Annotated in this window: 16 protein-coding genes and 1 other RNA gene; 6 read left to right on the forward strand and 11 right to left on the reverse strand. The window is 41.0% G+C overall.

Translation table 11 applies throughout. The features are described from left to right. Positions 1-162 precede the first annotated feature (162 nt). The 5 genes from CQ839_RS08055 to rnpB form a co-directional block, all read right to left on the reverse strand. Complete coding sequence (locus tag CQ839_RS08055) at positions 163-531, reverse strand: response regulator transcription factor (RefSeq protein WP_094532768.1); 369 nt, start codon at positions 529-531, stop codon at positions 163-165. A gap of 593 nt (positions 532-1,124) precedes the next feature. After that, positions 1,125-2,648 (reverse strand): YifB family Mg chelatase-like AAA ATPase, encoded by a 1,524-nt coding sequence (locus tag CQ839_RS08060; protein WP_103667759.1) that lies wholly within the window; start codon positions 2,646-2,648, stop codon positions 1,125-1,127. A 531-nt stretch (positions 2,649-3,179) separates the two neighbouring features. Beyond that, positions 3,180-3,461, reverse strand: coding sequence for a hypothetical protein (locus CQ839_RS08065; protein WP_103667760.1), 282 nt, complete (start codon positions 3,459-3,461; stop codon positions 3,180-3,182). Positions 3,462-4,031: 570 nt separating this feature from the next. Next, a complete protein-coding gene (locus CQ839_RS08070; protein ID WP_103667761.1) occupies positions 4,032-6,458 on the reverse strand; it encodes an HD family phosphohydrolase in 2,427 nt (808 codons plus the stop codon). A gap of 337 nt (positions 6,459-6,795) precedes the next feature. Next, positions 6,796-7,266: RNase P RNA component class A (rnpB, locus tag CQ839_RS08075), an RNA gene on the reverse strand. 607 nt (positions 7,267-7,873) lie between these two features. On the opposite strand from rnpB, the gene CQ839_RS08080 reads away from it, so the two are divergent. Together CQ839_RS08080 and CQ839_RS08085 are read left to right on the forward strand one after the other, a co-directional pair. Next, positions 7,874-8,683, forward strand: a complete 810-nt coding sequence (locus CQ839_RS08080; RefSeq protein ID WP_103667762.1) for a SpoIID/LytB domain-containing protein — start codon at positions 7,874-7,876, stop codon at positions 8,681-8,683. A gap of 83 nt (positions 8,684-8,766) precedes the next feature. Beyond that, complete coding sequence (locus tag CQ839_RS08085; RefSeq protein WP_103667763.1) at positions 8,767-9,051, forward strand: 4a-hydroxytetrahydrobiopterin dehydratase; 285 nt, start codon at positions 8,767-8,769, stop codon at positions 9,049-9,051. 64 nt (positions 9,052-9,115) lie between these two features. Here CQ839_RS08085 and galE read toward each other — a convergent pair whose 3' ends face one another. From galE to CQ839_RS08110, 5 genes are all read right to left on the reverse strand, one after another. Then, on the reverse strand, positions 9,116-10,105 hold the full coding sequence (gene galE, locus CQ839_RS08090) for a UDP-glucose 4-epimerase GalE (protein ID WP_103667764.1): 990 nt from the start codon (positions 10,103-10,105) through the stop codon (positions 9,116-9,118). 33 nt (positions 10,106-10,138) lie between these two features. Further along, positions 10,139-10,435, reverse strand: a complete 297-nt coding sequence (locus CQ839_RS08095) for a YlxR family protein (protein WP_258040662.1) — start codon at positions 10,433-10,435, stop codon at positions 10,139-10,141. 380 nt (positions 10,436-10,815) lie between these two features. Further along, the gene (nusA, locus tag CQ839_RS08100; RefSeq protein ID WP_103667765.1) at positions 10,816-12,057 is read right to left on the reverse strand and encodes a transcription termination factor NusA; all 1,242 of its coding nucleotides are present in this window, start codon (positions 12,055-12,057) and stop codon (positions 10,816-10,818) included. A gap of 155 nt (positions 12,058-12,212) precedes the next feature. Continuing rightward, complete coding sequence (gene rimP / locus CQ839_RS08105) at positions 12,213-12,674, reverse strand: ribosome maturation factor RimP (RefSeq protein WP_103667766.1); 462 nt, start codon at positions 12,672-12,674, stop codon at positions 12,213-12,215. Between the two features lie 375 nt (positions 12,675-13,049). Beyond that, positions 13,050-13,268, reverse strand: a complete 219-nt coding sequence (locus CQ839_RS08110; protein ID WP_103667767.1) for a 4Fe-4S dicluster domain-containing protein — start codon at positions 13,266-13,268, stop codon at positions 13,050-13,052. 502 nt (positions 13,269-13,770) lie between these two features. Here CQ839_RS08110 and CQ839_RS08115 point away from each other — a divergent pair. Further along, positions 13,771-14,919 carry a glycosyltransferase family 4 protein gene (locus CQ839_RS08115; protein ID WP_103667768.1) on the forward strand — a complete coding sequence of 383 codons (1,149 nt, stop codon included), beginning with the start codon at positions 13,771-13,773 and terminating at the stop codon, positions 14,917-14,919. 22 nt (positions 14,920-14,941) lie between these two features. Here the strand turns inward: CQ839_RS08115 and CQ839_RS08120 are convergent, their stop codons facing one another. Further along, on the reverse strand, positions 14,942-18,679 hold the full coding sequence (locus tag CQ839_RS08120; RefSeq protein ID WP_103667769.1) for a WD40 repeat domain-containing protein: 3,738 nt from the start codon (positions 18,677-18,679) through the stop codon (positions 14,942-14,944). A 237-nt stretch (positions 18,680-18,916) separates the two neighbouring features. Between CQ839_RS08120 and CQ839_RS08125 the strand changes: the two genes are divergently transcribed. The 3 genes from CQ839_RS08125 to hepC all read left to right on the forward strand — a co-directional run bounded on the left by CQ839_RS08125 (position 18,917) and on the right by hepC (position 23,733). Further along, positions 18,917-20,017, forward strand: coding sequence for a glycosyltransferase (locus CQ839_RS08125; protein ID WP_103667770.1), 1,101 nt, complete (start codon positions 18,917-18,919; stop codon positions 20,015-20,017). Between the two features lie 46 nt (positions 20,018-20,063). Continuing rightward, positions 20,064-22,268 (forward strand): polysaccharide biosynthesis tyrosine autokinase, encoded by a 2,205-nt coding sequence (locus CQ839_RS08130; RefSeq protein ID WP_103667771.1) that lies wholly within the window; start codon positions 20,064-20,066, stop codon positions 22,266-22,268. Between the two features lie 682 nt (positions 22,269-22,950). Beyond that, complete coding sequence (hepC, locus tag CQ839_RS08135; RefSeq protein ID WP_258040663.1) at positions 22,951-23,733, forward strand: heterocyst development glycosyltransferase HepC; 783 nt, start codon at positions 22,951-22,953, stop codon at positions 23,731-23,733. Positions 23,734-24,007 lie beyond the last annotated feature (274 nt).

The following is a 24,007-nucleotide window of genomic DNA, read 5'->3' on the forward strand; positions in this document are numbered from 1 at the left end:
AATTTGAGGATCTCTACCTTGCAAAATAGCAAATTTTTAATGTCTTCAAGTTTTAGAATACAAATATTGAGAATACTGAGAAAGTATTAAAGTATTGATGTTAACCAACAGCCATTAAATAATCAAGAATTGTCTACACTTTTATCATTCTTTGTAAAACCTTTAAGCTTTTCTCAGTAACTGTTTAACAGTGCCAACTAGTTCTTGAGGCTGAAATGGCTTAGCTATATAGGCATCAGCACCCTGCTTCATCCCCCAATAGCGATCAAATTCTTCACCTTTAGATGAACACATTACGACAGGAACGCGCTCAGTTTTGGGATCTGTTTTAATTCGACGGCATAACTCATAGCCGTTCATGCGGGGCATGACAATGTCCATAACTACAATGTCTGGACAATTGCCTTGCATTTGCTCTAGTGCTTCCACGCCATCACCTGCTGTCTTAACGGTTAAACCACTACCCTTCAGTAAGTCCTCAATCATTTCTCGTTGTGTCACGCTGTCTTCAACCACCAGAACTGTACTCATACATGAATTCCCCGATAGGACTCTTCCACTAGCAAATCACCAAACAGGTATATTAAGGTTAATATGATTGGCATTTTGGCTTTACCTATCTTAAATTCTAAGTTAGCGCTTAATTATTTATTAAACTGTTCATATTTTAGTCTTCTCCAGTAAAGAGATTAATTGTCGAGCCTAAAGTCAAGACACAAAATAGCATGTATAGGGCTTTGCTCTCGCACTAAAATCAAAATAATTTTTTAAATCTTCTAAGATAATACCAATTTTCAAAAGTGCACCTGTACTTTTGAAAATTAAAAATCAAACCCAGTATGGTTTTTGGATTCTCAAAATGGCGTAGTCATTTTGAGAATTGGTATAAGTACCTTGGCATAATTAACAAAACAGAGACAAAATCTGTACCGTCCGCTAAGCAGACGGTACAGATTTTGGGGTTTTATATTTAATTGCGGTGCGGTACTTAAATGAATTAGGGATTATTCAATGCACTCTCTGGGAGCCAAAACAATAAAATCCTCAAACTGTGAGACTTTTGCTTTTATATTTGTAGATTAAAAGCCTAAATCGAAACGATGACGCTAAATGAGGCTCATTATCTAAGTGACCCGATCAAGCGTGCGGTATTGGACTGCTTCAGCAATATGAACTACTTGAATATTTTCGGCATTGGCTAGATCTGCGATCGTTCGGGATACCTTGAGAATTCGATCAGTTGCACGAGCCGATAAACCTAAACGTTTAATTGCAGCTTCTAATAAGTCACGGGAAGGGTTATCTAGTGCACACCATTGGCGCAAATGTCTGGATTGCATTTGCGCATTGCAATTAACTCTAGGTTCCTGTTGAAATCTATTTTGTTGAATTTTGCGGGATTCTTGTACTCTTTCTTTAACGGCGCTAGAGTTTTCCCCCTCGGCAGATCGAGTCATCTCCTCGGGCTTTAATCTTGCCACCGTTACCTGTAAGTCGATCCGATCCATTAACGGGCCCGATAATTTTGCCCAATATTGTTCACGTTGACGTGGCGTACAAGTGCAAGGCTGCACAGAATCACCATAATATCCACATTGGCAAGGGTTTGTACTTGCGACAAGTGTAAACTGGGCTGGGAAGGTTACGGATTGGCGAGTGCGGGAAATGCTTACAAACCCATCTTCTAATGGTTGTCTCAAAAATTCCAATACGTCCCTCTTAAACTCTGTCAGCTCGTCCAAAAAAAGGATGCCATTTGTGGCTAGGGTGATCTCACCAGGACGAGGGAAACTACCGCCACCAACCAAAGAGGGGCCAGAAGCAGAGTGATGGGGACTACGAAATGGGCGATCGCTTATCATTCCTTTACCCTTTAGCAAGCCAGCCACAGAATGAATTCTGGTCACTTCTAGAGCTTCATCAAAGTTCATATTGGGCAAAATGCTGGGTAAGCGTCTTGCTAATAGAGTTTTGCCAGAGCCAGGGGGACCAACAAAAATCAGATTATGCCCACCTGCGGCGGCGATTTCCAGAGCGCGACGGGCATGTTGTTGACCCTTAACATCCTTAAGATCTAGTTTGAATTCACTTTCATGCCATTTCAGGTCAGGATTGGCAACTACTGGCTGATATTTGTCAGGATTTGCCAAGAAATCTCCCACCTCGGTAATACTTTCTAAGCCATATACAGCTAAGCCTTTAACTAAGGCTGCTTCTTGAGCGTTTTCCTTAGGTACAATAATCCCAATTATTCCTAACCGTTGGGCAGCAGCCGCGATCGGTAATACGCCAGAAACAGGCCGAAGTGAACCGTCAAGGGAAACTTCCCCTAAGAACAAGTGATCGCCTAATAACTGCGGATCGACTTGTTCGGAGGCGGCAAGGATACCAATGCTAATGGGTAAATCAAAAATAGGTCCTTCTTTACGCAGGTCGGCAGGTGTGAGGTTAATCACGATCTTTCGCATTGGGAAAGCATAGCCCGCATTTTTGATTGCTGCCTTAACCCGCTCTCGACTTTCTTGAACTGCGGTATCAGGTAAGCCTACCAAGGTAATTCCAGGCAATCCTCCTGATACATCTACCTCTACACCCACTTGGATGGCATCGATACCTAAGATTGCTGCGCTCCAAACCCTTGCTAGCACTTTTTACCTATCACAGACTTGTGAATTCTCAATTAATTAAGATTATCACATGCAAATTTACTATGAGCTGCTTGTGGTGATTAATAGTGATCAATATAGTAATGATTGAGTTAGTTAGGATAAAACAAAACCAAAAAGAGTAATAGCGGCGCAAAGCGCCGCTATTACTCTTTTTGGTTTTAGGGAACTCCAAGAAAAAAATGATCCTTATAAAACCCCAAAATATAGCGGAGAGCTACGCTCACCGCTATATTTTGGGGATCGATTATTTTGTGTAAGTCACTTATGTCCTAAGCAAAGCTAATATTGCTAGATTAACAACCATTAGTAATTCTCAATCATTTGTAGTTTTCTATGTAGAATAGTGCCTTCTTTAGTTGCGCTATTCTACATACTATTTAGTGCTGCTAGATTTCTTTAAAATGCTTGTTTTTGACATTGGAATTATTAATAAATTTAGTAGAATATCCAACTTTATTTTGGGGCTTAGTAGATGAATTATTTATTCCAGTTAAAAGTCAATTAATCATTCTAATAATCTGAAAAGCTGAGCGATCGCATATTAATTTCTTGCAGCTCTAGGCTTTCTTCATGCGTTAGGGGGATTGTGTTATGAAAGGGTTCATGAAGTAGAGAATTGAAATCATTAGCAGGTTGCCAAGATTGCTCAAAGGGATGAGCTGCTAGGCTACAAGATTCCCAATCAGCATTGACAGGAACGTCTAATTTTCCGCAAAAACCGCCCCTTCTTCCTTCAGGATTATAGTGCTGACACAATCGACAAGCTGGAACTGAGTTGCCTGAAGTGTTCATATATCTTAAATTTGGCTTTGCCAAAAATTTATTAAATGCAATTTATTAATTAATTTAATTATGCAGGGTAGTAATAGAGCCTCAAGCAAGTCCTAATCCTGACATAGGAAGCATTTCAGCGATCCCGAATAAAATATAAACTTAATAATGTCTTAACTGATTCCTGTAATGCTTTCATAACAATCTTCTTGAGGAATTTCTAGATTCAAGGTAAAGGTTTTAATAATTAAGAAAACATAAAGATAGTTTCTATTTGTGTCTCTTCTAAGTGTTTCTACTTAAAAGTTTGAGACTTTGATAAACCAACCAATAAATTTTTTGACAGTACTGAAAAGTAACACTTTCAAAAAATTTATTGGTTGGTTTAACCAGAAAGCACTATAAAAACCTCTCTGTATTTAGTTTGATAGCTCCTCAAAATTAGAACGGCGCTTTGCATCGCCGTTCTAATTTTGAGGTTTCTTTATTTTCAAAATTTCCTATCTATAGATGGTAGAAAAAATTAAGACTCAAAAGCAAAAAAGGTGCTTTGCACCTTTTTTGCTTTTGAGTCTTACACTGTAAAAATACTTACTTCAAAGCAATTGTTTTTGATATTGCTGTCTGAATTTGTGCTGTTACAGAATCTTTTGGTTTACAAAGATGATCGGGTAAAGCTGAGCCTGATGGATCAAGTTTGTCAGCTAGGTGTGGATATTTAATCCTGCCATGATTGCGCTCTTGCCAAACCTTAATAAATACAGGTGCAATCCGATCTAAATCTTCCCATGACAAAGAGCAATCTTTGAGTTGACCATCATCCCATCGAGCTTGAAAAATTCGCATAAGCAGTTTTTTAGCCGCTTCGAGGGTTGTTTCTGTACCAAGCGATCGCAATGCAGCTTCACAGGCATCAGCTAGCATGACAATTCCTGTCTCGCGAGATTGAGGGATTGGTCCGACATAGCGAAAATCTGCCTCAACTACATGATCCGATCTCTTTTGAGCTTGACAATAAAAATAGCTAATCGTGATCGTGCCTTGATGCTCTGGAATAAACGCTTGCAGCATTTCAGGAAGGTGATATTTCTGGGCTAGTTTGATGCCCCCTGCAACATGCTCTTTGACAATTTTGGCGCTTTCCCAAGGATCGTTAAGTAGATCATGGGGGTTAGGTTGCCCCATTTGATTTTCTATAAAATATTCAGGTCTGAGGGTTTTGCCTATATCGTGATAAAGCGTACCCGTTCGCACTAAGGCTGTATCTGCTCCTAGTTCGCGGGCGGCGGCTTCGGCTAGGTTTGCTACAAATAAAGTGTGTTGAAAAGTTCCAGGGGTTTCTGTGACTAGGCGACGCAGTAAAGGGCGATCGAGGTTCGCTAGCTCTGCTAGACGAAAAGGGGTTAATGCGTAAGAAATATGCTCTAGATAAGGAATTGCCCCAAGAGCGACGATCGCAGAAATCAATCCTCCCGATGCGTACTGAAGCGCGGTAATCACGATCAGGACTGGTGGAGTCGAGCCTGCAATAAGTGCGATCGCAATATATACAGCCGCTTGTAAAAAGCCAACTAGCAAACCTGTTGCCGCTAGATGCGATCGGGTGAGAGGACGGTCAGTAACTGCCGCAGCGACAATTGCGCCAATGATTATAGGTACGAATGCTAATAAATTAGGGCTAATCGCGATCGCAAGCAAGGTTGATGTGAGACAGGTAAGCAAGACCGCAAGTCGAGAGCTGTAAAAGCTGCCAATGATTAGACCAATACTCGCTAATGGCAGGAATACAATCAAGTTGGGAGCCATAGTCACTGCGGCGAGAGCACTGCCAGTACAGATAATGCCAAGAGCCCACAGATCTTGGATATGTAATTTTACTTTTAGTAAATATTGCCATCGTCGATTGGCATAGCCAAATATGCCAAAGCCGATTGTTGTAGCTGCCACCATCAAAATCAAGCCATTGAAATTGACTTGTCTTTGCGTCATTTTTAGTTCATCTAAAATAACAAATTGCCGCTCAGTAATTTTCTCCCCACCTTTAACAATTAAATCGCCGACCTTAACTGAAATCCTTTGAGTCTGAACTGATTCAGATGCCTTGATTGCCCTTTCAGTTGTGCCAACATAGTCAATCGTCATATTTGGCTTGACCGTAGTCTTGAGCAAAGAGATCGACATTGCTCGATGCTCGTCATTTGTTGGTAAGTTGCTTAGGCCTGTTAGCCGTTTTTGCAGCATATCATCAGGTAATCCAGCTACAATTCCTGTGGATTGCAGATCGATCAATGCTTGCCGCGTCATTTTCTTACTGACCTCCCATTCTTCATTGGTCATCTCCAAGAGGCGATCGCGAAACATCTCTGGCCCTTTTGCTGCATTTTCTTGAGTCATTGCATAGGCTTGGCGAATATCAGTTACGGTATTGATTAGCTTTTGATAGTCTTGGGGAAGAGCATTGATTTTGTATAGAGTTAGCTCAGCCAATGCTACGGATGGGGCTTCTTTATCTCTATTAATAAAACTAGCTATAGCAGCCTGATTATTGACATTAGCGGCAAGTTTATTGGCTCGATCTTGTAACTGTGACCAATCCAGATTAGAAATCCGTCTAAGATATCGTTGCACGTCATCACTGAGGATTTTGCGATCGACGTATGGTAAGTTGCCAGATGATATTCGCAGGTTATCGCCTACTTGCAGGAGTTCATCTAGATGCTTTAAGGCATTAGTATCTATTTCAGGATTACTACGATAGATCGGTACTACTTGTTGTTTGGCTAGTTCTTTTGCCTGTTTAGTTGCCTCAATATCAGTCGCCGCTATCGTTCTTGGCGACCGTAAATCTTGATCGACAAACGTACCGATTCCTAAGCGTGGCTCAGAGTAAAAACGAATACTGAGGGTTGAGATCAAGCAGACAAATGTAATTCCTATAACTGCTCTACCAGACCACTTGCGAGATATGCGATGGGTCGTCTCAGGGAGCAATGATGAATGGTTGGGAGCAATTCCCATAGTTTAATTACTCTAGTTAAAATGTTTCGTAAGAACAAATGCAGTTTCAAGGATGCAATTCAAGCGATCTCATATAGATTCTAGATGTACCAGATCTTCAAGGTTAATATCAATCAAAAAACTTAAAATCTGCCTTTTGTTTTTTGACAACCTAGTACACAAAACTTGAAAAATATAAACAGATAGTGATTTTCAAATGAGTATGTGCGCATTAGAAAATCCAACCCAGTAAGTTTTTGAGTTTTTATTCTTGTCGTAAGCACAATAAAAACTGTTATTACAAAGACCAGATTTACAGCGTGAAGTTGAGCAATTTCTAGTCTTTAGAGAATTTTAATAGGAAGAGTAAGACATAAGCCGGGTTCTGTTTCAGGAGTTTTAACAACTGCCTTAGCGGTTATCTATCTGGGATATTTGTTACCAAATACCTCATGCGGCACACACTTAACTGCGATCGCCTAGTTTTCACTAGACAACCACAGTAAGCAACGGACACAAGATCAACTGAAGATCGCAACACTTGCATCCTCTCGCCTTGCTTCCAACTGGGGTTTACCGAGCCAGAGCCTCACGACTCTGCTGGTGCGCTCTTAACACACCTTTGCACCCTTACCCTTTGTAGACATAGCGCTTCGCGCTATGTCTACAAAGGGCGGTATTTTTCTGTGGCACTATCCTCACGATCGCTCGCACTGGGCGTTATCCAGCAGCCTGATCTTCATGGAAGCCCGGACTTTCCTCAAAACTTGTACTCAAAATAGCCTTTCGTTAATTTTGAGATAAATTTCGCAACCGCACGCTTACTCTTCCTGATTACCATTATGTACTAAAGGACGGTTGGGCGATATTTTTCAACCTCTTTAATACCAATCCTCAAAATGGCGTTGCCATTTTGAGGATTAAACAGCGATTCTAATTATGAAACCAATTTTGGTGTTTCCAGCGCCTTCGGCGCTGGAAACACCAAAATTGGTTGTTTGAAAGCCCGCCAACGGCGGGCTTTCAAACAACCAATTTTTATAATGAGAACTGCTGAGGATTAAAAGCCCTTATGGACAAGCGCATCAATAAAGTAATAAGTAAAGTAATAAATAAAGTACCATTCCAGATTTTACAGAATTGGTTGGGCGGCAAAGCCGTCCCACTAAATTCTGGTTTTATATTTGGTACATTATTGAATTACAAAACCCTTGCTGAGTTTGTTTTTTAATTCCTGAAAGCGAATCAAACTTCTAGAAATTGTTATTGCCTCGGTAAAATTCAGGCAAAAGCTGCTATAAGTATGCAGAAATAATGTTTATCAAAATCAGATTGTTTTGCTAAACTATCTGGTTATCCGAGGCTAAACTAAAATGCCTTAATTCGTACTCAAAATTAATTACATTCTTTGCTTACAGGTGTAAGTGACTAACTAAATGATGAAACACTTCTCCAAAGGGATGTACACGCTAATTTTGTCCTTAATGTTGGTAATTGTCGCAGGAGTCTCTCATGCTGCTGCGGCCAATTTATTGAGGGTTTTGGTTAAAGAGGAAAATGGCTCCAAAATGTCTGTAGCTGTGACCCAACCATCGACCCTACAAGCATCAGGACAGTCAAGCCGCCGTCTCGATCCTGGTAAGTGGTATACATTGCCTCTTACTTCTGCCTATCGGATTACCCCTAGCAATAATGGATTGGTGCAAGTCGGCAGCAATCTTTATCCAGGCGAGATCGAATTGCGTGCTTGGAATAACAAGGCGATCGCAGTTAATGTGTTGTCCCTTGAAGAATATCTTCGTAGCGTTGTGCCTAGTGAAATGCCTGCCAGTTGGCATATGGATGCATTAATGGCGCAAGCGGTAGCAGCTCGTAGCTATGCTGTCAATACCCAGCGTCAACGCAAATGGGGTGAAGCTCCATACGATCTAGTGAGTGATACTCGCGATCAAGTGTACAAAGGCTTCTATCGCTTTGATTCACAAACAGGTCAGGCGATCGCCCTAATTCATAGTCGTAGCGATCAGGCTGTCGCCTCAACCGCAGGCTATATGCTCAGACCTGGATTTAAGGGCTACTATCGCGCTCGTTTGCCCCGCAACTGGATTAGCTGGGGTGGCGGATATATGCCCGTTTCCGATGGTCAACACCTCGATCAAGAAATGACCCAACAAATGGCTCAAAATGGCTGGAATTGGGTACAAATCCTATCTTGGTGGTATCGAGACCAACCAATCAAAAACTAAAAAAGCGGCGACACTTTGTGTCGCCGCTTTTTTAGTTTTTGTGTGAATATAGGCTGAGCTCTATCTGTATTCATCCAAAAGACATGACTATTCAAAAATTATCTGAAGTCGAAATCTCATCTGCGATCGCACAGTTAGCAGGTTGGGCAGTTGTTGATCACAAGTTACAAAAAAACTTTAAGTTTCGTGATTTCGTCGAAGCCTTTGGCTTTATCAGTAAAGTTGCGATCGTGGCTGACAAGATGGGACATCACCCTGAACTTTTTAATGTCTATAACAAAGTCAAAATCGACCTCACTACCCATGACGCTGGGGGCATCAGCGCTCTTGACTTTGAACTAGCTCAAAAAATTGACAAACTTCTATAGCGATCACCGAGATCTACTCTTTGGCAAAAATGTAAGGGCAATTCATGAATTGCCCTTACATTTTTTAGGCATGACGCTTTTGGTGCCATTGCCATGCATGTTGCAAAATCAAATTTAAATCGGCGTATTTGGGCTGCCAATTTAAAATTGTCCTTGCCTTCTCGCTACTGCCAACCAAAGCAGGTGGATCTCCTGCACGACGATCGCCCATCACCACATTAATCGGCTTACCAGTGATTTGCTTCGCTGCATCAATTACCTCTTTGACCGAAAAGCCATTGCCATTACCAAGATTAAAAATTTCGCTCTTGTTGCCATTCAGTAAATATTGCAAACCAAGTACATGCGCTTCAGCTAGATCAGTTACATGGATATAGTCACGGATGCAAGTCCCGTCTGCTGTTGGGTAATCAGAGCCGTAAACTGTAATCGCTTCGCGTATACCCAAAGCCGTTTGCAAAATTAACGGAATCAGATGTGTTTCAGGATTGTGATCCTCTCCGATCGCCCCATCAGGATCGGCTCCTGCGGCGTTAAAATATCGAAAAATTACCGAATTCAGCCCATAGGCGACATCAAAATCCTGTAAAATTCGTTCGACCATCAGCTTGGTCGCCCCATAAGGATTAATCGGTGCTTGAGGGTGATCTTCCGTAATGGGGATTTGCTGTGGTACGCCATAACTGGCACAAGTTGATGAAAAAACAAAGGTTTTAATATTGGCTGCAACCATCGCTTCTAGCAGAGACAAAGTACCTACCACATTGTTTCGATAGTATTTATCTGGCTGTGTCACTGATTCACCGACATAAGCATAGGCGGCAAAATGCATAACAGCGGTAATTTGGAGATCACTAAATAAGCGATCAAGCAAAGTGCGATCATTAGTGTCACCAATAATCAATTCTGCTCCTAGGGTTTCCGCAATATCTTGGTGACCATAGACGAGATTGTCTAAAATCACCACCTTATAACCAACCTGTTGCAGTGCTTTGACTGCATGAGAACCGATATAGCCTGCGCCACCCGTGACCAGAATTGTTTGTTTAGTCATAACTTTGCAGATTATTGCTAATTGAATGTGATTTTAGAGACGTGATTTGAGAATGTCAAAAATTTCAGGTGGAATATGGGTGCGGAGCGATCGCCCTAGTCGATTTTTCTTTTGGGCTAGTTGTAAACACTCCAATTTTTGGCAAAGATAAGCCGATCTCCCCATGCCATGATCGAGTTGAATTTGATTTTGAACTTGATCATGTTTGGCGTTAGCCTCGTTGGGTTTATTCTCTGTTGAAGCGATCGGCACACGTACCACCCTCCAAAAAGTATCGCGAATAGCAATACTTTGGCAACTAACACAACGACGGTTTAGCTTCAGAGCCAAGCTAATTTACTCCTAAAGTACTTGTACAAAAATTATCCAAAGTTTTAAAGTTGCGCCCCTAAGGAGCGGTAATTCTAATTATGAAAGCAGTTTTGGGTTTTCCAGCACCGCAGGCGCTGGAAAACCCAAAACTGGTTTTTGGAAAGCCAGCCGTAGGTTGGCTTTCCAAAAACCAGTTTTTAAAATGAGAATTGCTACCTACGGGGCGCAACTTTACAACTTTAGAAACCATTTAAGAATTGTCTAGATCCCCCCCTTAAAAAAGGGGGGAGAATTAAATTCTTCCCCCTTTTTAAGGGGGATTGAGGGGGATCTCTTAGAGCTTTTGACCGCAGAAATTAATTCTTAAATGGTTTCTTAGGCATGTAATCTGTAGACTTTTAATCTTCATTGTTGTCATAATCATTTTCATCATCTAGATCAGATTGGTCAAGGATAGGCGCTGCCATCGCAATACTTTCTTGAGCTTTGCGATCTTCATCTTCATAGTCGTACTTTGATAAGTTCTTAATGTCAATTTTCCAGCCAGTTAAACGTGCCGCCAAACGTACATTTTGTCCTTCCTTCCCGATCGCAAGACTTAGTTGATCCTCTGGGACGATCACATGAGCAATCCTTTCATTGGCATTAATTAAGCGGACTTCATGGATTCGCGCAGGGCTTAATGAATTGGCAATATAAGTCGAAGGATCGGGCGACCATCTGATCACATCAATTTTTTCGCCGCGTAGCTCAGCAACTACTGCTTGAATCCTTGCCCCTCTTGCTCCAATGCAAGCTCCCACAGGATCAACATCGCGCTCAAGCGTATCTACAGCAATTTTAGTGCGGGGACCAACAGCTGAAGATGGAGGATTAGCTTCCCTCGCCACTGCTACTATACGGACGATTTCCTCTTCAATTTCGGGGACCTCGTTAGCAAACAGATACACGACTAATCCTGCATCGGCTCTTGACACCAATAACTGAGGACCACGCCGCGAACCTTCAAAAACCTTTTTAAGATAAACCTTAAGGGTCATATTGGGACGATAAGGTCTTTCGCCCGCAAGTTGTTCTCGTTTTGGGAGTTCTGCCTCAACTTCAGGCTGTCCAAATCCACTACTGACCGAGACAATTACGGAAGTAGTTTCAAAACGCAGTACTCGACCTTGTAAAACCGTTCCTTCAATGTCTTGAAACTCTTCTTGAATGATCTTGCGTTGTTGATCTCTCAGCTTTTGAGCTAATACTTGTTTTGTCTGAATTGCTGCCATACGTCCAAAGTCACCCTGCTCTGGGGTCACATCGACAACTACAGTTCCACCAGCTTGGGCTTCAGGAGCGACTTCGCGCACTTCAAACAAACCAATCTCATGATCGGCATCACCAACCTCATCGACAATAGTCTTCGTCGCTAGAACCCGAAACCCTTCACCTTCGAGATCTAGTTCTACATCAAAGTTATTAAAATGTTCTTCTTCAAAGTTGATTCCATCGGAGCGATAGGTTTTGCGGAAGCGCTCATATCCCTTGAGCAAAGCTTCACGCAAAGCATTTTGGACAGCATGTTTGGGGAGATTACGCTCTTTACTAATCACCTCCACCATTTGTCCTAATCCAGGTAAATTCAATAATGACATAAGTATTTCTCGCTTCTATAAAAATCAATAATTGCAATTCTCAATAGCGTTTGTCATTTTGCCTACGACAAAATGACAACTCCAAACCTTTTCTGTGATTGGCTTTCGTTTAGCAAATGAGTACACACTCATTTGCTAAACGCTATAGGTTCTATTTATTCCATTTTGGTTAATTCAACACGCTCAACAAGTTCACGGGGAATATTGACAATCCGCCCCTTGATACTAATCGTCACATGTGTCTCGTTTCGCGACATGAGATGTCCACTCCAACTTTGTTTACCTTCATGGAGGACTGTTGTACCAACGGTGACCATGAAACCTCGAAAAGCCACAAATTCGCGATCGCCCTGTAATTGACGTTCGGCTCCTGGGCTAGAAATTTCCAGCACATAGGCATGGGGAATCAAATCGGCCGCATCAAGAGTTGGCTCTAGCGATCGACTCATCCGCTCACAGTCATCTAACCCCGTATTTTGATCAGGATTGCGAATATCGACCCGCAATACCACAGGATTTTTATTGGTATGCAATACAACATCGACAACCTCCAACCCAAGGGGCGAGGCAACTTCTTCAGCAATTTGAAAAATTTGCGGAATTAGAGGATGACTCATAGAATTTAAGATTTGAGCTTACAGTGTGAACGTTTCTTTGCTATTGACGTAAGAGTTTAAGAGCCAAGCTGTAAAAAGCTATTTTAAAAACAAAAAAGTGGGACGATCGCCCACTCTTTGAGTGCTTTTATCTTTAAACCGATCACAGCAAAAAGGATCACAGTTGCGACCCTCTTGCTGCTATATATCTGATGGCTACCTGCAAAATATGCAACAAGTAGTATACAGATACATTTCTTCGGAGCTTGTGTACTACAGGAAAAACATCGTTATCTTAACGTGTTTACTCTTGATTACTTACCTGCTTTTACTGGAGTTATACTATCACGCCGATTACAGATCTAGGAGAAAAAATAGTGAAAACACACGTTTCTCTTAGGTTACTAACTCAGGGCGCTCTTCTGGCAAAATAGCCCCCTGAACTGGACAGACCTGTAAGCAAACACCACAGTCGATACAAATTGAGGCATCAATCTTAAACCAAATCGTTCCCTTAATGTTTGCGCCCTCACCCTGTTCGATACAGGCAACGGGACAAGCAGGTACGCATTCGGCTATGCCTTCACATATATTTGAGGCGATCGTATAAGACATGTGGGGAGATATCCAAATTGGAGCAATGATTATACCAAAACACAAATTGGCTACGCCAATTTGTGTTTTTAAAACCCTTACAGAGTTTTGTTACTAATTCACAGAAGTGTTGTCACACTTTTGTGAATTAGTATTAGGGGGATGGGATTTAATAAAGGGAACAATTTTACTGCTAGTCCCTTATATATATATTTTCATTATGAAACCAATTTAGGAACTTGTAGTACCGCAGGAGATGTAAATCCCTAAAATTGATGTAATGAGAATAAATTGGCAGGAGCGATTTTAGAGTTTTAAAATCACAAAATATCGTTGATTATAGCCATAAACGAAAAATATTTTTTTCACAAAAGTCACTAAAATAAAGCGTTTCATGAAAAACATATGTCCTTCTTGTCGCAAATTGCCATAAGTTTGTGGAAGATTACAGCCGAAGGTTATGCTCTTCTAGAAACCATTTAGAATTGCTGTATGTAGAGATGTCAATAGTTAATAAATTTTTATGAAAACATTACAGCTAGGTACAAGCTGGTTTTTAGAAGAAGCAGGTGGATTAGCTCGTGTTTATTACGGTTGTGTAAACTATCTACCCAGAGTTGGCGTTGAGGTTAATGGTCTGGTGGCTGGCTCCGATCGCATTTTCCAAAGTTCAGGTGGGAAAGTGCAGACATTTGCCTCGACAAATAGCTCAACATGGCAGCGATCGCTAGGTGTGAGAAAAGCCTTTAATCATGCCATAGCGAATTCCGAATTTGATTTGGTAGCATCACACTTTGCTTTGTATACATTGCCTCTACTAGATCGCTTAGGCAAATTGCCTTTAGTGATGCATTTCCACGGGCCTTGGGCACTTGAGAGTCAAGCTGAAGGCGGAGGACGATTATCGACTTGGGGTAAATGGGCAGTCGAGAAGCTTGTTTATCGAAGGGTAAATGGATTTATTGTTTTGTCAGAATCATTTCGGCAAGTTTTACATAAAACCTATAATGTGCCGTTAGAAAAGATTTTTATCGTTGGTGGGGGAATTGATACGGCAGAATTCAATCTAGATTTGACGATCGCTCAAGCGAGAGAAAAACTAGGCTGGCAAAAGGATCGGAGGATTATCCTCTGTGTACGGCGATTAGTTCAGCGCATGGGTTTGGAGAATTTGATTGCCGCGATCGCCTTGGTGCGTAAGCAACATCCTGATGTATTACTACTCATTGCTGGTAAAGGAGCAATCGCCGAAAATCTGCGATCGCAGATTCAAGAATTGCAATTGGAGGATCATGTGCAGCTATTAGGATTTGTGCCAGATCAAGACCTTGCGATCGCTTATCGTGCCTCAGAACTATCAATTGTGCCAACAATATCACTGGAAGGATTTGGACTAATCGTAATTGAATCTTTAGCAGCGGGTACGCCTGTATTAGGGACACCGATTGGCGGTATCCCTGAAATTTTGCTGCCATTTTCTCCCGATCTTGTCTTGGAAGGTAGCACAACCAATCAATTAGCTCAGGGAATTAGCGAAGCCTTGTCTGGACAGCGAAAAATTCCGAGTGCGGAAGAATGCCAAACCTATGTCAAGCAAAATTATGATTGGCAAGTAATTGCGACGCAAATGCGATCTGTGTATGAGCAAGTTATCAAATCAAATAATAGATAGTCTCGATTCGCGAAACTATCTATTATTCTTCGATCGCACCGAGGGCAAGTAGCTTAGCTTTTTGGGCAGAAGTTAAACCTGTGGCTTCAGCAATATTTAGACCTTCATAGGGACGTGGTTCACGATAGGTTTTGATACATTTACCTGTTTTAGCATCCCAGAGTTTGACTGTTTCATCACGACTACTACTAGCAATCAGATCGCCATTAGGAGAAAATGACACTGCATATATCGTGCCAACATGCCCAACTAAAGTGCCCATCACTTCACCAGTTTGCCAGTTCCAAATATTGATTTGGGCATCTTCGCCAGCACTTGCCAACAACATCCCTTTGGGATCGGCGGCAATTGTCAAGACATTGCCATCGTGACCTATAAATTCAGGGATAAATTCACCACTTTTGATATTCCAACGATAGATAAATCTTTCCCCACAGCCAAAAACCATATTGGGTTGCATTGGCATAAATGTGATATTTGAAGCAAATGAGGTAAGTTGATCCAGCGTTTGGAGGCATTCTCCTGTTTGGGTATCCCAAATTTTTACCGTTTTATCACGACTGCTGCTGATCAAATAACGATCATCGGCGCTAAAGGCGATTGCCAAGATTGCCGATGTATGACCTTGGAGAATAAGTAAACATTCACCAGTGATAATATCTCTAAGTTTAATTACTCGACTGGTTTCACCAGTCGCCAACAATTTCCCATCATGGCTAAATACTAAAGTTCGGGCTAAATCAGGATGTTCGGTAATTGTGGTTAGGCAATTGCCGCTGCTAACATCCCATAGTTTGATCGTGCAGTCTTCCGCGCAACTGGCAAGTAATGTACCTATAGGACTAAAGGCAACTTGCCAAACATGCCCTGCATGTCCATTCAAAGCTCGGATGCATTGACCAGATTGGATATCCCAAAGACGAATAATCGAGTCGTCACCACCACTAGCTAACAGGCTTTGCTCTAAGTTAAAGACAACGGAGCGCACAGCATTGGTATAACCTTGCAAAATCCGAAACTGCTTTCCTGATGTGACTTCCCAAAGATTAAGGAGATGCTCATTAGAGATATTGCCTGATATATCGGTATCACTCTGATTGCTACCTTTGACTGTCCATGATCGTCCTGTATGACCTTGAAAAGTCCGCATACATAAACCTTTATCAATTTCCCAAAGCTTTACCATTTCATCGCCGCTACTACTTGCAAGGACTAAGCGATCAGGATGAAAGGCAACTGAACGCACCCAATGGTTGTGCCCAGTTAAGCTTTTAAAGCATTGAGCTGTCTTCAGATCCCAAAGACGGATTGTGCGATCGCCACTTCCCGTGGCAAGTGTTGAACCATCATGGCTAAAACTCACAGCAAAAACAGTATGGGTGTGCCCTGTTAAGGTTTTTATGCAATTACTAGTTTCCACATTCCATAGTCGAATGGTTTTGTCTTCACTACCACTAGCTAGTACATTGCCGTTGTGACTAAAGGCGATCGACCAGACGATATCTTCATGTCCTTCAAATATTTGCAAACATTCACTAGTATCAATGTCCCACAGTCTTACAGTGCAATCATCACTACTACTTGCTAGTAGATTCCCTTTTGAGCTAAAAGCAACAGCTTCAACAATATCTTCGTGACCATGCAAAATTTTAATAGCTTGCCCCGATCTCCATAGTCTTACCGTGCGATCGGCATGGCCGCTAGCCAAGGTTATGCCATCGGGGCTGAAGGCGACTGACATCACTGCACCAATATATCCTTGCAGAGTATTCAGGCAATCACCTGTTGAGACATCCCATAATTTGATCGATTGATCAACACTACTGCTTGCTAAAACTGTTCCTTCAGGATTGAAAGCGACAGAAACCACCCATCCTTTATGCCCTCGATAAGTAAGTATTGGCTTACCATCACTGACTTGCCAAAGATGAATATCGCCTTTAGTATCTCCGATCGCTAATAATTTGCCATTAGCACTAAAAGCTACTGACAGCACACCACCAATTACCTCCGCAAATACCGATTTAATGACAGCAGTTTGAGAAAAGTTAACCCGATGTAATTTGACTTCAGACAAGTAAGCCTGACGAATGGCTAAATAAGAAAAGTCAATTCCTGTTAAATCAATGCCAAGATTGCATAACAAATTAATTATATTGCCGCCACCATAGCCAAAAGTTGATTTAAGTTCACCTTCAGGGCGTAGTTCGCGTCTGCGTAACTCTTCAAGGCTCTGTAATAGCTCTTTAGCCACCATTTGTTTGCTGCCCAAACGTCCTAAAAGCTTGGTAGCAAGAGGTTCTAAAATCAAACGGATTTGACTTTGGCGAACATAGTCCTTGGTGGTTGCTTTGATCAACGCATAGTGGCGCAAATAGAAAAGTTGCCGATTTAGCTTTAATTGGATACTTGGTAAAATGCCGAGAGGATGCTCTTGAGTGATTTCTTGATAAATTTGTTCAATCAATAAGTTGGTGACAAACTCCATAACTACAGGTTGCTGTGTAAATCCTGCGGCTGTATGTTCTACCAACGAACGTCTCTTTAGCGATCGCAAAGACATCATTAGATGATTTTGCTCAATCGTTGGCACAATATCTGAGCGTAGTTCATTTGGCTGAACTGGCTCACGATTAATTGCTAACCAGATCATAATTTGTTTCTCATGGGCAGTAAGTCTTTGATACTGCTGCTCAATCAGATTTCCAATCCCACTAAAAATAATCGTCTTTTGCTCTAAAAACCGATTAATACTACCCGAATAAAGATCCTTAATCGAAGTTGCGGCGATCTTTAGCGCTAGGGGATTACCACGATACCAGTCCACTAACCGATGCAAATCGCCCGCCAAAGCTTTAATCCCCTTAGCTTCGAGGACATGTTCTGCTGCGGATTCATCTAATCCATTCAGCAGCATGGCTCTCACAGGTAAAATATCTCCCTCTAAAGTTGCGACTTCTTCAGGCATCTCTCGGCTAGTAATCACCACGCAACTCTTATGGGCGACCTCCCCAATTCTTCTTAACAGAGCGCCATAACCTTCATAATCCTTGCGGTACGCTCCAGCTTGTGCCTCATCTCTCAAGACTGATTCAAAATTGTCCAACACTAACAAACAACGATATCGCTGTAAGTATTCCATTAATCGTGAAATTAAGGCATTGGTATCAGTGGTGTCGGGAGTTTCTCTCTGCTGAGACAAGAAATGGATCACAGCAGCCAACATTTCGCTTGGTGTTTTGGCATTATTTAGCGATCGCCACACCACAAAGTCAAATTTATCTTGCAATTGCTGTGCTAACTTCACAGACAGAGCCGTTTTGCCCAAACCACCCATGCCCAAAAGTGCTATCAATCGGCAGCGATCGTGATCTATCCATTCTTCTAGGATATCTAGCTCAGGTTTACGACCATAAAAGAAAGTGACATCGACGACCTCACCCCAGTCTTGATTGCTGCTTGACGAAGCCTGTAAGTTGGGGGCAGTCGTTGGAGAATCAGATTGTTTTTTTTGTATTTGACGGCGAATTACATTTTGCACCGTACTTTTGGTTATTTTTTCGCCAAAAGTCTCCGTTAATAAATGCCAAAGCTTATGGCTGACTAGTTTTATGTAACCTGCATCATAGCCAGTCTGCTTAGCAATCTCAGAATAAGACAAACCTTGCCATACCCCAAGAAAGACAGACTGCTCAACTCGAGTCAGACTGCGCTCTTTTAACGACAACTCTATAAATGTCACCGCCTCATCAGCCGTCATAGATGCGCCTTAAAGATATAAATATAACTTTTATATAACTTCTCTCTTGTCATTCTAAGACGTTTTATGCTTTGTTGTATTTTGTTATGCATATTACTAGCAACTCTAATTATGAAACCAATTTTGGGGTGTGCCGCTCTTACTGTGATGCACACCCCAAAATTGGTTTTGATAATGAGAATTGTGGGAATATTGCTTTTTCAAATTAGTAACCCTAGTCAGTCCCATTAAAATCAAATGAAAATTGCTCTAGTGCATGACTATCTTACACAACGGGGTGGTGCTGAAAGGGTATTTGAACTTTTGTGCAAGCATTTCCCAGAAGCAGACCTCTATACTTCTGTTCACGATCGCAAAAACACCATTGATTTAGGCGATCGCGTAGTTCACACTACATTTTTACAAAAGATTCCTGCAACTCGTAAATACTTTCGTCTGTTTGCACCATTTTATTACAGCGCATTTAATGCGCTCAATCTTCAGCAATACGATGTAATCCTTAGCAGCAGTGCAAGCTTTGCTAAAGGAGTCCAAAAGCGCTCTGATGCGGTGCATATTTGCTTTTGCCACAACATTACTAGGTTCCTGTGGGACACCAATACTTACTTGAGAGAATATGGTGCGTATAGCTTTTTAAAGCCTCTCATTGAGACCGTTTTTCAAAGAATGCGTCAACAAGACATTTTTTACGCGCAATCACCAGATTATTACATCGCTAATTCCACTACAGTTGCCAAGAGGATTCAAGAAACCTATAAAAAAGACGCTGTAGTTGTAAATTATCCAATTGATGATTGTAGGTTTACTTTTTCAGATCAAAAAGATGATTACTGTCTTGTCTCCTCGCGGCATCTTAGTTACAAACGCCTTGATATAATTATCGATGCGTTTAACAGCTTAGATATTCCGCTCCTTATCACAGGAGAAGGACCTGAATCGAAACAATTGCGAACAAGAGCGCGTCCAAATATTCAATTTCTTGGTCATGTTAATGATCGCGATCGGTGTAATCTAATGTCAAAGGCACAATTTGTAATTGTTGCCGCTTTAGAAGATTATGGGCTTGTCCCCATTGAAGCCAATGCTAGCGGTACACCTGTAATTGCTTATGGTGCTGGTGGAGTCATGGACACACAAGTCTCTGGGCTTACGGGTATTTTGTTTGAGCAACAAACTGCCGAATCTTTGAAAAATGCCATAATCAAAGCAAAAAAAGTAGACTGGAACTATGCCAAAATCCGAGAACATGCAATCTCTAATTTTTCCGAGTCGGTATTCTTCAAAAAGGTGGATCAGATTGTAGAGGAAATTTGTACCAGCAGAGGAATCAAGAAATAACTTAACAGAAGAGTTTTTAGTACTGGAACTATAAGAGTGGAAAACTATGAGTATCAATGCGGCTAATCCAACAGCTCCAGTTCTCGCTGAGCAAGATCCAGGTTACGGGAAAATCTTTGCAGTTATCTCCCGTAGGCGCTTTTGGTTTTTGGGTGGTCTATGTATAGGACTAGTAATTGCTGTTTCTATAAACATTATCTCTAAGCCTAAATACACTAGTATCATGCGCTTGTTGGTTGAATCAACTTATAAAACTGACTCCAAAGCTGCTGGAAACTCAACCTTAAATCTTGACTCAACTGTCCAGATTGACTATGCGACACAACTACAATTGCTGAAAAGCTCTTCATTATTTCAAAAAGCTGCTACTTTACTAAACGATAAATATCCTGGTATTACTGGTACGGATCTTCAATCTTTAAAAATTGGTATGCTGGGAGATAAACAAGAACCAACCAAAATTATTGAAATCCAATATACTGCCTTAGATCCTGTAAAAACTAGAGAGGTTTTAAGGGCTTTTCAAAAAGTGTATACCGATTACAATCGAGAGCAGCAAGAAAAGCGCTTACAGAAGGGATTAGCAGGTATAGATGAGCAAGTTTCCACTGTACGTCAAAGCATCTCTGAAGTTTCTGAATCAATCGAAGCATTTCGGCGTAAGAACAATCTGTTTGATGTGACTCAGCGAGTAACAGAAGTTACAGCAGCATTGAGTGGGATTGAGCAACAAAAACGCACTGCTAAATTAGAATATGATCAAGCAGTCACTCGTCTAGAATCTCTACAACAAAAACTCAACCTGTCTTCACAGGACGCTGTATTACTTACACGTTTAAATCAGTCGCCACGATATCAAGCACTCGTCATAGAAATGCAAAGTATAGAAGTTGCTCTAAATCGCGAAAAAGCTAGATTTCAATCTGCTAGTCCTATTGTTGAAGCCCTTGAGTTACGTTTTAGGCAACAGCAGAATAGTCTTGAAGAAGAAAGAAGAAGTATTTTAGGAGATTCTAATTTATCCAGCTCTCCTAAATGGAATGTTGATCAGCTAAGTAGTATTGATATAACTTTAGCAAGTCAAATCGCAGAAACCCAAACTCAAATTACATTATCTCAATCTCGACTGGATTCTTTGGAATCTCAAGAGCAAGATCTACAAGCTGAGATTAAGCGCTTACCTAAATTACTCGGTGAATACGAAACCTTAATACCTAAACTGAAGGTTCAGCAAGACACATTGCAAACATTGCTCAAAAATCGGCAAGATCTAAGTCTAGAGATTACTCGTGGTGGCTTTGATTGGCAAGTTGTTGAGGAACCAAGTCTTGGTTCTAATGATGCTGCAGATTCACTCCGCCGAAACTTATTGCTGGGTGTCGTCGCAGGATTATTTATTGGCGGTATGGCTGCTTTTGTTAGGGATATGCAAGACGATACGATGCATACCTATAATGATTTGGAGCAGCAAATTGCTTCTCTATCCTTGCTGGGTATGACTCCCCAATATTTGCAGAATGAAGAGGCAAGCTCTGGCTTTCTCCCACAGTTTCTGAAAGGGCAATCTGTTTCGCCTCTTACTGTAGAGATAGTTCAATGGGTTCCTTTTCGGGAAGGTTTGGATGTAATTTATAAAAATATTCAGCTCAATAGTTTTTCTCAAGAAATAAGTATTCGATCGCTAGTAATTACCTCAGCTCTTCCTGGCGAGGGTAAATCCACTATTGCTCTTGGGCTTGCCACTTGTGCTGCACGATTGAACAAACGAGTCCTGTTAATTGACGCAGATATGCGATCGCCATCGTTACATAAGAAGCTTAATTTACCTAATGAAAGAGGTCTATCAACATTACTTTCTAGTAAAGGCACTGTAGATAGCCAAGATGTGATCCAATCATCCAACTCAGCTATCGATATTCTTACAGCCGGTCCAATTCCTAGTGATTCCGTCACTTTGCTTAGTTCCGAATGGATGCAAAAGTTGATCTCCAGTTTTGAGCAGGATTATGACCTTGTTATTATTGACTCACCTCCGATTCTCGGCACAGTCGATACAATTCAAATAGCTTCTTGTTGTGGCGGTGTGGTTTCAGTGGCTCGGATTGATCGAATTACTCGTGGTGAATTCTCTCAATCTATCTCTATTCTCCAAAAGCTGAATTTAATCGGAGTGATTGCTAACGCAGTTAAAGAGTTGCCGCATAGTTACAACCCAGTTGGCATTGATGAGGATGATCTTCTCAAAAGTTAAAACTTAAATCCCAAAAGATAAAAGCTTCTCAAATCATTACCCTTACTGGGTTTTAAACACACAAAATGGCTACGCCATTTGTGTATTGTTATTTAAGTTGTTTTAAACGAAAAGGGACTGCCTCGAAGGGGCAGTCCCTTTTCGTTTAGGGTTGCTATTGCCAATTCTCAAAATGCCCATCAGAGAAATGATAGCTATAGCAATTTTGAAACAAGCGAGGTACAGATGGCTGTTTCTCAGCCAAAGGCGAGGTAACAGCCCCATACTGCACTAGATAGGAAAATCGCTATACATGTTTGAAGACTCTACAAAATGCAAACCAAGAATATAACTTTTATATAACTTTTGATATGACCTTTTGCTAACTTCTAGCAGTTGCTATGTAAATGGAATTGATAGATAAGTATATATATCAAGAATAGTACATACCTTCAAAGTTAATGACATGAAATTCAGTTATATGTTATTAAAATTAAATTCTTGAGATCTAAGCTGAGTCAGTTGATATTGTAAAGACTTAGAAGTAGTAAAGAGGGCAGAAATGACTGGTTTTATTGTAAGTAAAGTGCAAATAAATGAACTGGCTGTTCACCCAAAATCAATTTCTTATATGTCTAATTTAACATTCAAATCTAAGCAAATCAAAATCTCTATAGATTTATTCTTTTACACACTTTTGAGTATGTATAAATCTACTATTCTTAATAAAATATCTGCTGACTATAGCGAGTCTACAGTTAAATTAATTAGGGTTGAGCCTGAAATTGGAGAAGCTAAACTCAAGGAATTAGCTGATGTCTGTTATAGATCTGAGAAAACCGTATATTTGAACTTGCCTCATACAAATGAGCTACCGCAAAGGAATAATCCAATTACTTGGAACGCAAAACGGGCTTTGGATTGGTTAGCAGCTTTGCTAATTCTCTTAATTCTTAGTCCAGTTATGATTTCATTAGCTATGATTATTGCTAGTAGCTCAAGTGGTTCAATATTTTTTCATCAATGGCGTATTGGTGAAAACGGTAAATTATTTAGAATTATTAAATTTCGTACCATGATTACCGATGCTGACAAATTGCATCATTTGGTGATGAGTGGTCAAACTGGACTTCATAAGTGTGAAGCTGATCCAAGGATTACTAATGTTGGTCGTTGGATGCGTAAGTATAGTCTTGATGAACTTCCTCAACTCTTCAATGTTTTGCGCGGCGAAATGAGTCTGGTTGGGCCACGTCCTTGGGCTTTGTATGATGCTTTGCGTATTAATGGCGATCGCAAAAGAAGACTGAACTCATTGCCAGGCGTAACAGGGGCTTGGCAAGTTAGCGCTCGTTCAACAATGCTTGATCTAGATGCAGTTACTGATTGCGATTTAACTTATCTTCGTGGCTGGACTTTGTGGTCAGATTTGAAAATATTGTTGATGACCGTTCCCAAGGTTTTGTCTGGATTTGGAGCTTACTAGAGTTTTTGAAGCTTTTTAAGATTATGAATTGAGTTACAGATATCAATATCTTTTCAGGATTTATGATTTCTGTAGCCAATGTTTTCAAGTTTGCCCATTTATGGGCTTTTCTAAACTATGGCAATGGAAGATTGACCCAAACGAGTAATGGCGATGCGAAGCATCGCCATTACTCGTTTGGGTCTTATATAGCAAAGTAAGGTTAAGATAGGACATAAAATTGAAACAGAAGAGACAGAAAAAGAAACGAAAATGACAGCAGCTTACAGCATAG

It is taken from the genome of Pseudanabaena sp. BC1403, from assembly GCF_002914585.1.
Taxonomy (GTDB): Bacteria; Cyanobacteriota; Cyanobacteriia; order Pseudanabaenales; family Pseudanabaenaceae; genus Pseudanabaena.

What these genes read in the sequence shown, in the direction of transcription:
- CQ839_RS08125 (WP_103667770.1), top strand. Translation starts at nt 18,917, where the DNA reads ATGAAAATTGCTCTAGTGCATGACTATCTTACACAACGGGGTGGTGCT.
- nusA (WP_103667765.1), bottom strand. Translation starts at nt 12,057, where the DNA reads ATGTCATTATTGAATTTACCTGGATTAGGACAAATGGTGGAGGTGATT.
- rimP (WP_103667766.1), bottom strand. Translation starts at nt 12,674, where the DNA reads ATGAGTCATCCTCTAATTCCGCAAATTTTTCAAATTGCTGAAGAAGTT.
- CQ839_RS08055 (WP_094532768.1), bottom strand. Translation starts at nt 531, where the DNA reads ATGAGTACAGTTCTGGTGGTTGAAGACAGCGTGACACAACGAGAAATG.
- CQ839_RS08080 (WP_103667762.1), top strand. Translation starts at nt 7,874, where the DNA reads ATGATGAAACACTTCTCCAAAGGGATGTACACGCTAATTTTGTCCTTA.
- CQ839_RS08115 (WP_103667768.1), top strand. Translation starts at nt 13,771, where the DNA reads ATGAAAACATTACAGCTAGGTACAAGCTGGTTTTTAGAAGAAGCAGGT.
- CQ839_RS08070 (WP_103667761.1), bottom strand. Translation starts at nt 6,458, where the DNA reads ATGGGAATTGCTCCCAACCATTCATCATTGCTCCCTGAGACGACCCAT.
- CQ839_RS08110 (WP_103667767.1), bottom strand. Translation starts at nt 13,268, where the DNA reads ATGTCTTATACGATCGCCTCAAATATATGTGAAGGCATAGCCGAATGC.
- hepC (WP_258040663.1), top strand. Translation starts at nt 22,951, where the DNA reads ATGTATAAATCTACTATTCTTAATAAAATATCTGCTGACTATAGCGAG.
- CQ839_RS08065 (WP_103667760.1), bottom strand. Translation starts at nt 3,461, where the DNA reads ATGAACACTTCAGGCAACTCAGTTCCAGCTTGTCGATTGTGTCAGCAC.
- CQ839_RS08120 (WP_103667769.1), bottom strand. Translation starts at nt 18,679, where the DNA reads ATGACGGCTGATGAGGCGGTGACATTTATAGAGTTGTCGTTAAAAGAG.
- CQ839_RS08130 (WP_103667771.1), top strand. Translation starts at nt 20,064, where the DNA reads ATGAGTATCAATGCGGCTAATCCAACAGCTCCAGTTCTCGCTGAGCAA.
- galE (WP_103667764.1), bottom strand. Translation starts at nt 10,105, where the DNA reads ATGACTAAACAAACAATTCTGGTCACGGGTGGCGCAGGCTATATCGGT.
- CQ839_RS08085 (WP_103667763.1), top strand. Translation starts at nt 8,767, where the DNA reads ATGACTATTCAAAAATTATCTGAAGTCGAAATCTCATCTGCGATCGCA.